General features: G+C 43.7%; 9 protein-coding genes and 1 rRNA gene. 1 reads left to right on the top strand and 9 read right to left on the bottom strand.

The annotated features are described in order from the left end of the window. From FFM74_RS01225 to FFM74_RS01210, 4 genes are all read right to left on the bottom strand, one after another. Positions 1 to 178: ribosomal RNA gene (locus tag FFM74_RS01225) — 16S ribosomal RNA — on the bottom strand; the annotation flags it as partial. A 374-nt stretch (positions 179 to 552) separates the two neighbouring features. Beyond that, positions 553 to 933, bottom strand: coding sequence for a hypothetical protein (locus FFM74_RS01220; RefSeq protein ID WP_137624832.1), 381 nt, complete (start codon positions 931 to 933; stop codon positions 553 to 555). Next, positions 930 to 1,334, bottom strand: a complete 405-nt coding sequence (locus FFM74_RS01215) for a CvfD/Ygs/GSP13 family RNA-binding post-transcriptional regulator (protein WP_137624831.1) — start codon at positions 1,332 to 1,334, stop codon at positions 930 to 932. Before FFM74_RS01215 ends, FFM74_RS01220 begins: the two co-directional genes overlap by 4 nt. Positions 1,335 to 1,464: 130 nt before the next feature. Then, positions 1,465 to 2,049 (bottom strand): peptidylprolyl isomerase, encoded by a 585-nt coding sequence (locus FFM74_RS01210; RefSeq protein ID WP_137624830.1) that lies wholly within the window; start codon positions 2,047 to 2,049, stop codon positions 1,465 to 1,467. A gap of 177 nt (positions 2,050 to 2,226) precedes the next feature. Between FFM74_RS01210 and FFM74_RS01205 the strand changes: the two genes are divergently transcribed. Further along, on the top strand, positions 2,227 to 2,880 hold the full coding sequence (locus FFM74_RS01205; protein ID WP_137624829.1) for a VTT domain-containing protein: 654 nt from the start codon (positions 2,227 to 2,229) through the stop codon (positions 2,878 to 2,880). 46 nt (positions 2,881 to 2,926) lie between these two features. On the opposite strand, the gene FFM74_RS01200 is transcribed toward FFM74_RS01205, so the two are convergent. The 5 genes from FFM74_RS01200 to FFM74_RS01180 form a co-directional block, all read right to left on the bottom strand. Beyond that, positions 2,927 to 3,571 (bottom strand): TIGR01906 family membrane protein, encoded by a 645-nt coding sequence (locus tag FFM74_RS01200; RefSeq protein ID WP_223877127.1) that lies wholly within the window; start codon positions 3,569 to 3,571, stop codon positions 2,927 to 2,929. Beyond that, a complete protein-coding gene (locus FFM74_RS01195; RefSeq protein ID WP_137624828.1) occupies positions 3,552 to 4,343 on the bottom strand; it encodes a TIGR01457 family HAD-type hydrolase in 792 nt (263 codons plus the stop codon). The genes FFM74_RS01200 and FFM74_RS01195 overlap by 20 nt, the downstream gene beginning before the upstream one ends. 14 nt (positions 4,344 to 4,357) lie before the next feature. Then, a complete protein-coding gene (locus FFM74_RS01190; protein ID WP_137624827.1) occupies positions 4,358 to 5,017 on the bottom strand; it encodes a YutD family protein in 660 nt (219 codons plus the stop codon). A gap of 15 nt (positions 5,018 to 5,032) precedes the next feature. Next, positions 5,033 to 6,421 carry a bifunctional metallophosphatase/5'-nucleotidase gene (locus tag FFM74_RS01185; RefSeq protein WP_137624826.1) on the bottom strand — a complete coding sequence of 463 codons (1,389 nt, stop codon included), beginning with the start codon at positions 6,419 to 6,421 and terminating at the stop codon, positions 5,033 to 5,035. 66 nt (positions 6,422 to 6,487) lie between these two features. After that, entirely contained in the window at positions 6,488 to 7,096 is a 609-nt protein-coding gene (locus FFM74_RS01180) for a metallophosphoesterase (protein WP_137624825.1), read from the bottom strand. Positions 7,097 to 7,143: the final 47 nt, after the last annotated feature.

The raw sequence follows: 7,143 nt of genomic DNA, 5'->3' as shown, positions 1-7,143 counted from the left end.
GTTTCCAGGTGTTATCCCCCACTTCTGGGCAGGTTTCCCACGTGTTACTCACCAGTTCGCCACTCACTCAAATGTAACTCTTGATGCAAGCACCAATCATTACCAGAGTTCGTTCGACTTGCATGTATTAGGCACGCCGCCAGCGTTCGTCCTGAGCCAGGATCAAACTCTCAAATTAATGATGAGTTCTAAAAAAGCTCATTTAAAAAGTTGGTTCAAATTTATTAATTGTTTTCACGAATTGACTTCGCAAATGTTTTGCTAACAATCACAAGGATTGCTAGACCCTACACATTTGATTTGTCGAAACTTTGTTCAGTTTTCAAAGGTCTAATTCGTTGGTTGAATAACTCAACACAACTATTACATAATATCATCACATCTTTTATGTGTCAACAACTTTTTTTGAAGAAGTTGAATATTTATACAACCGAGATGATTCCGATTTTATGTTGTTGAAACGTCGTTGAGTAGCTGTTTCACAACTATCTCTCGCAGCGACAAGATATATATTATCAAGAATTAGTATGCAGGTCAACCCTTTATTTGAATTTATTTGGATAATTTTTCAAAAGATGGCATCGTACTGACCTTGACACTCTCAAATAACCCATGCAGCTTGCTGGCAGAGACAAAGAGAAGCCCTTGCCGCGCACAGGCTTCACGTACCGACTCATCAACCTTAAGGTGATTAAAAACAAACAACGAAATGTTTTCTGTCTCACTCTGTGCAACGACCGAATCATACAGTCGTAATTGATCAACATCGATGCCCACTTCATGTCGAAGTTTCCATAAAACCGAAGCCAATGGTGTCTGATCAGCTAAAACCTCAAAATTATAAAACTTATACTGACCGGCAACTTGCTGAACTAAGAAGCTCGTCCCAATATCTTCGGGATTAATAATGGTAGCCGCGACTCTTTTAATCATGACTGTGCCTCCTCCTTTAACCGGATCAGTGAGTCATTGATCCAACCATCCAAATTTTGCGCAATCGGTTCAAAACCAGCATGTACATGTCGATTCGTCCAGAAATGCTTATGATGAAAGGTCTTATAAATTTCCAAGTCACTGGTTGTATGCCGTGGCTGATGCGCGACACAACGCAGAGACAAACTAATTTTCCCAGTATACTCATCAATGTCTAAAATAACAACATCAACGACTTGACCAACTTTTAAATAATCAGTAATCGTTTTGACATAGCCTTCGTGGCACTCCGAAATATGAATCAGACCTTGATGATCTGAATCTAACGTGACAAAGGCCCCATAAGGCTGAATCCCAGTCACTTGACCATGAACTTGCATTCCAATTCGATAATTACTCATCCAACCATCCTTTCAGTAACAATCAACCCGTCACCTAATTTTACAATTGGAGTTATTATAACCTGAAACTAGCATAATTCAAAACGCCATAAAAAAAGAACCCGTCTAACCGAGTTCTTCTATATAAGACTTAGTCACTAATGGCAATCGTTTCAATCACGACATCTTTAACCGGCTTGTCTTGCGCGCCAGTTGCAACGGCGGCAATTTTGTCAACAATGTCCATACCGTCACTGACCGCACCGAACACCGTATGCCGAAAATCAAGCCATGGTGTCCCACCGTTACCGTAGGCAGTCACAACTTCTTCAGGATAACCAGCTTGTGTCATCTGATCAGCCATGCCAGCATCTAGGCCAGTCTTCTGAACAATAAAGAATTGACTACCATTCGTGTTCGGACCAGCGTTAGCCATTGATAGTGCCCCACGCAAATTAAAGACTTCTTGTGAGAATTCATCTTCAAACTGATTACCCCAGAGGCTTTCACCGCCCATGCCAGTACCAGTGGGATCGCCACCTTGAATCATGAAATCAGGAATGACCCGATGAAAAATGATCCCATCATAATAACCTTTTTTAGCAAGGCCAACAAAGTTCTCAACGCTCTTTGGTGCTTGTTCAGGGAACAACTGCACTTGAATGTCCCCATAATTTGTTTTAATGGTTGCTTTTGGTCCTTCGACTTTAGATAAATCTAATTGTGGATATGCCACAAAATCACCCGTTTTCTTATTAGAATACCTTGATAATACAAGAGAATCCTTTTAAATGCTAGTAAATTTCACCCAATTCGTTAAGGTTTTAGCCTAGTTTACATGTCAACAATAGTATTTAACAACGTTATCTGGTATGCTATATCAGAAATATTTTTAAATACATTGGAGGTAACCATGAGTTTTTTAGTTGATTTCGTGCTCCACATTGATCAACACTTGGTCACAATCGTCAATAGTTTTGGGATTTGGACCTATTTGATCCTGTTTGCGATTATCTTTATCGAGACTGGTGCCGTCGTCTTACCGTTCTTACCAGGTGATTCGTTGCTCTTTGCAGCTAGTGCGCTAGCCGCTAATCCAACTTACGGCTTACACATTTGGTCATTTGTGCTATTGTTCTTAGTTGCTGCGCTCGCTGGTGACTCGCTTAACTTTTTAATTGGTCACTCACTTGGCGAAGCCTTAACGCGAACTTCCTGGTTCGGACGGCTGATCAACCAAAAACAATTAGCCAAATCAGAAAAGTTTTTCAAAAAGCACGGTGGCATTACAGTCACCATTGCACGCTTCATGCCAATCATTCGGACATTCGTGCCTTTCGTTGCAGCTAGCAGCCGCATGAAATACCGTCAATTCATCCGCTATAACGTTATCGGTTGTCTCCTCTGGGTCATCCTCTGTTGCGGTGGCGGATACTTCTTCGGTAACATTGCATTCGTGAAAGAACATTTTTCATTAGTTGTCATCGGGATCATCGTCGTTTCCTTGATTCCGGCAATCTTCTCCGCAGTTAAGGCCAAGTTCTCCAAAGCCCCTGAAGAAGACTAAGCCAAATAAAAAAGAGCTGTCATCCAATTGTGATGACGGCTCTTTTTTATTTGAGTGCCTTTAAAGCTTGCTTACCGACTGCTAAATAATAGGCGAACGACCATTCGAGGATGACAAACGCCAGGACAAAGCATTGTAAAAAGAACGTATCTGGCAGTACCACAATGATTCGATCAAACAGCGGATCAAATAACCAATCAGAATTTCTAAATAACACTTTATGAAAGAAAATAAAAAATTGATCAAAATTAACGGCCATTGCCGCGGCAATTAGCGGCGGAACCCACAGAGCGGTTTGCATTGGCAGCACAAAGCGCCACAATTGCTGATCTCGCTTCAAACGTCGCCACAAATAATAAGTGGTGACACAAGTGACCAAGAATACCCCATAATCCAATAGAAACAAATTTTTAACGTCGGCAAAATGAACTAACGCACTCGTTGAATCTGTAAAATCAGTCATTTTAAGTTTAGGCACCCACGGGAAATTCAAATAAGCTAACAGCTGGTAGTAATTGACCATCAAGCGCCCAGTCGACAAATTTACGAGCCGGCCCAAATGTTGCCATTGCACATTAAAATAGTACAACCAACTGGCATTGATTGTTAAGATAATCGTCCCGCTCAGGAGCCAAAGATATAATCCGAGCCACTGTGCCCAATTTTTAACCTTATTTAGCCACGCCATCATCTAAGTCCCACTCATCCAATGAATTAACTTCATTCGTTGGTTTCACTGTCTGCTTTGCGACTAACTCTGGTGTTGAGACCCCGGTATACACTAACAAGGAGGCCATCTCAAAATTAATTGCCGCTGAAATATCCGTCATGTAGTTGTCCCCAACCATGACACAGTCCTGCTTATCCAAGCCAATCCGATCAATGGCCTTTTGCATGATAATAGTCTCTGGCTTACCGACATAAGTCGCGCGTTGCTGCGTTGCTCGCTCAACCATGGCAATCACTGAGCCGGCCCCCGGCACTAAACCACGTTCATTTGGTAAATTGGTGTCCGCGTTCGTGCCGATAAAGGTTGCCCCCCGCTTAATTGCGAGCGTTGCGAGTTCAAACTTATGATAAGTCACATCATAATCCAACCCAACAATCACGAAGCGCGGCGTCTTTTCATCAAAATGGAAGCCTTTTTCAAGCATGGCGCCTTTTAAGCCCAGTTCACCAATGACGTACATCGTCTTCTCACCATCGCCAGCGACATCATTGACATAGTCCGCCGTTGCTAAAGCTGCCGTATAGACATTGGCCGGACTCACATGAATATCATGATTATCTGCCAAATTAGCCGCAACATCTTCCGGTGACTTAGTTGTGTTGTTGGTGACCAGTAAAAAAGCCGTATTCGTCGCTTGTAACCGTTCAATAAACCGCTTTGCGGCCGGAATTCGTTCACTCCCACGATACACCGTGCCATCTAAATCAATCAAATATCCCTTATACTGACTCAATTTCAAAATCCTCTCTACTTCTGCCGAATGGTAAAATGCCGTTTACCAGTCGTTGGTTTACTCGTTCGCGCTTGTTGGCCACTGCCGGCATTGACTTTTGCTGGCTGTTGACGTTTTTCAGTGAACGGTGCCGCTTTTTGTTTCGTCGTAAAGGACTTGTTGCGACGACGTTGTTTCAGTTTACTGCTACTACGATTGCTTCGTCCCCGTGACTGACTTGCCCGGGTCGTCGTATTGTTATTGTGAGTCGTCGAATTACCACGCTTCCCACGCCGGTCATCCTTACGAGGGTGACTCGTGCGTTTCGGCTTAATCACCCGTTCATTTTTCAAGATGAAATAGGCACAGCCAAAATTACAATATTCATATAAATAATCTTGAACTGTCCCAATCGTTTGCGCACGTTGGACATCCTTAGTCTCATCTTTGAAAAAGCCTTTTAGGCGGAGTTGTTCAAACCCCCAATCGCCAACTAAATAGTCATACTTATTTAAAATCGTACTATAACGCTCAGTAAATTTATCTAAATCAAACGCCTCATGATAATCCAAGACGAGTTCAAACGGTTGTTTGTTAACCTCAATATGCGTCTTGTCTAGCCGAACGCCTTGATATAGACTTTGCCGACGCTCAGCTTGCTGTGCAGCTAATTCATCAATATGATCACGATTCAAATCGACACCACCTTTCTATCCTTGCGTTGGATATTGTGTTGCGAGATAGTTCCCGACAACTGTTCTTAATAACTGATCAGCTAATATCGTCGTTTTACCACTGATATTTAACGTTGGGAAAAACGGGATAAACAAGTGATGATCCAGCAATGCGATTTGATAAGTCCTCGCTGGATCAACCGGACGGTCATTAACTAATAACCGATGCGTGGTCGCCTGCCAGCGCAATCCCTGATACTGGATCACGCCAAAGACTTGACCACGAAATCCCATCCCACGAATTGGAAACTTGTTCAAAAAAGGCCGTACCAGTTCCATTTCATAAATTAAGCGCCAAAGTTCTTCACCAGTCAAGCTGACGCGAATCACATGCATCGCGTGCGGTAACATCGTATGCAAATCATTTAGATTAACCGCGCCCGCTGGCAGATCTCGCATGAACAACCCACCATTTAACATCCCTAAATCCGTGCCCGCATAACTCGTAATCGCCTTCAGGCCTAATGCAGTTAACTCACTCTGATGATGCCAATGCGGCCGTAACTGTTGCGGTACGTTGGCAATCACTTGTTGTGATAAAAGTTGCTCTCCCTGATGCTGCCAGCCGGCAATTTCTGCGGCATCCGTCGCAACCATCGGCAACTGACTCGTTGCAACGGTCTTTGCTTGGCTCCGACTGACCCGATGAGCATCATCAATCGTTAAATTGATTTGGCCGACGTATTCACCATATTTTCCGGCAGCCGCGAGTAGCACGCCATTTTTGACCTCGCCATTAACTAATAAATGGTGCGTGTGGCTGCCAATAATCACGTCAATCATCGGATAGTGTTTAGCCAGCCAACGATCCACGTTGATGCCTAAGTGTGACATCACAATCAGGACGTCATACTGCCCGGCGTACTGTGCCAATAATTGGGGTAACCGATCCTTGACACTTGCGGGCGTCCAACCATTCAACGGATAAGTTAAGGTAAACGGTGCCGTAAAAGCCAACAACAAAATTCGGGTTCCCTTGGCGGTGGTCATCAACTTGGCGGGTTTTGCCCATGCCGGCTGCTGACCAGTGGCTGCGACGGTCAAATTATCTAAAACCACCTCAAAATTAGCCTGCGTATAGAGCTGATCCAGTTCGGCGTGAGTCAATCCCAAGCCTTCGTTATTACCAATGGTGACAGCATCATAGCCGACCTGATTCAACAGTTGGACATTAGCTTGACCACGAGTCGCTTCTGAAAGTGGATGTGCCCGATCAACCGCATCACCAAGGTCCACCGTCAAAACAGTGTGCCCGGCCGCTTGTTGAAACTGACGCTGATCCGCAAGATAGCGCCGAATACGAGGCCAATTTTCAAAATGCGAATGAACATCATTCGTATGTAGTATCGTAATCTGTTCCGTCATCCTCGTCGCCTCGCAATACTTGTCTTCGTTAATCCTAAAGCATTGACGAAAGCCGGTCAAGCGCACTTATTGCCGCTTCGCAAAATCAATCGCCTTACCAGTAACCATCTGCTCAATCTCAGCCAATGAGAATGGTGCGCCAAATGGCACTTGATGATCCAGATAATCAACTTCCGGGGTATCCACGCCGACGTTGATATTCTCCTTGATATTAACCGAATAATGATGAATATGGCCGTGCAAATTAATAATCTGCTTGACGATTCCCATCATCATTGGGTAGTGGGTCATATAGTATTGGCGGTGATCGTATTTGATCAACACCCCAACATCATGAAATTCAAACTTGGGCTGACCGTTGAGTTGTGGATCGTGGGCCGCCAAATATTTGAAAAACGCGCGTGAATCATGATTTCCTTTAATAAAGATAATTTTACCATGTAATTGTGCCAAGATGGCAAATACCCGTTCATAGGACAATTTAGCAGGCCGCGTAAAATACATCGCCACGTCTCCTAAATGATAAACGGTGTCTTCATCACTCACCCGGGCGTTCCAGTGATCAATGATGGCTTGATTCATCGCCTCGACATCCGGAAAAAGCCGTGGCGCAAAGTCATTTTGGCCCAATAAATCCGCATGGTAAAAATGTGTATCTGAAGTAAAATATTGCATAACCGTCCCTCGATTCAACTAAAATCACATTAAACTTAATTGTACCG

The organism is Lactiplantibacillus pingfangensis (assembly GCF_005404945.1).
Taxonomy (GTDB): domain Bacteria; phylum Bacillota; class Bacilli; order Lactobacillales; family Lactobacillaceae; genus Lactiplantibacillus; species Lactiplantibacillus pingfangensis.
The sequence above is the reverse complement of the archived record's forward strand: the minus strand, read 5'-3'. Positions and strand labels throughout refer to the sequence as shown.

Coding starts and splice junctions, on each gene's coding strand:
- FFM74_RS01220 (WP_137624832.1), bottom strand. CDS start 933: ATGATTAAAAGAGTCGCGGCTACCATTATTAATCCCGAAGATATTGGG.
- FFM74_RS01215 (WP_137624831.1), bottom strand. CDS start 1,334: ATGAGTAATTATCGAATTGGAATGCAAGTTCATGGTCAAGTGACTGGG.
- FFM74_RS01205 (WP_137624829.1), top strand. CDS start 2,227: ATGAGTTTTTTAGTTGATTTCGTGCTCCACATTGATCAACACTTGGTC.
- FFM74_RS01200 (WP_223877127.1), bottom strand. CDS start 3,571: ATGATGGCGTGGCTAAATAAGGTTAAAAATTGGGCACAGTGGCTCGGA.
- FFM74_RS01185 (WP_137624826.1), bottom strand. CDS start 6,421: ATGACGGAACAGATTACGATACTACATACGAATGATGTTCATTCGCAT.
- FFM74_RS01180 (WP_137624825.1), bottom strand. CDS start 7,096: ATGCAATATTTTACTTCAGATACACATTTTTACCATGCGGATTTATTG.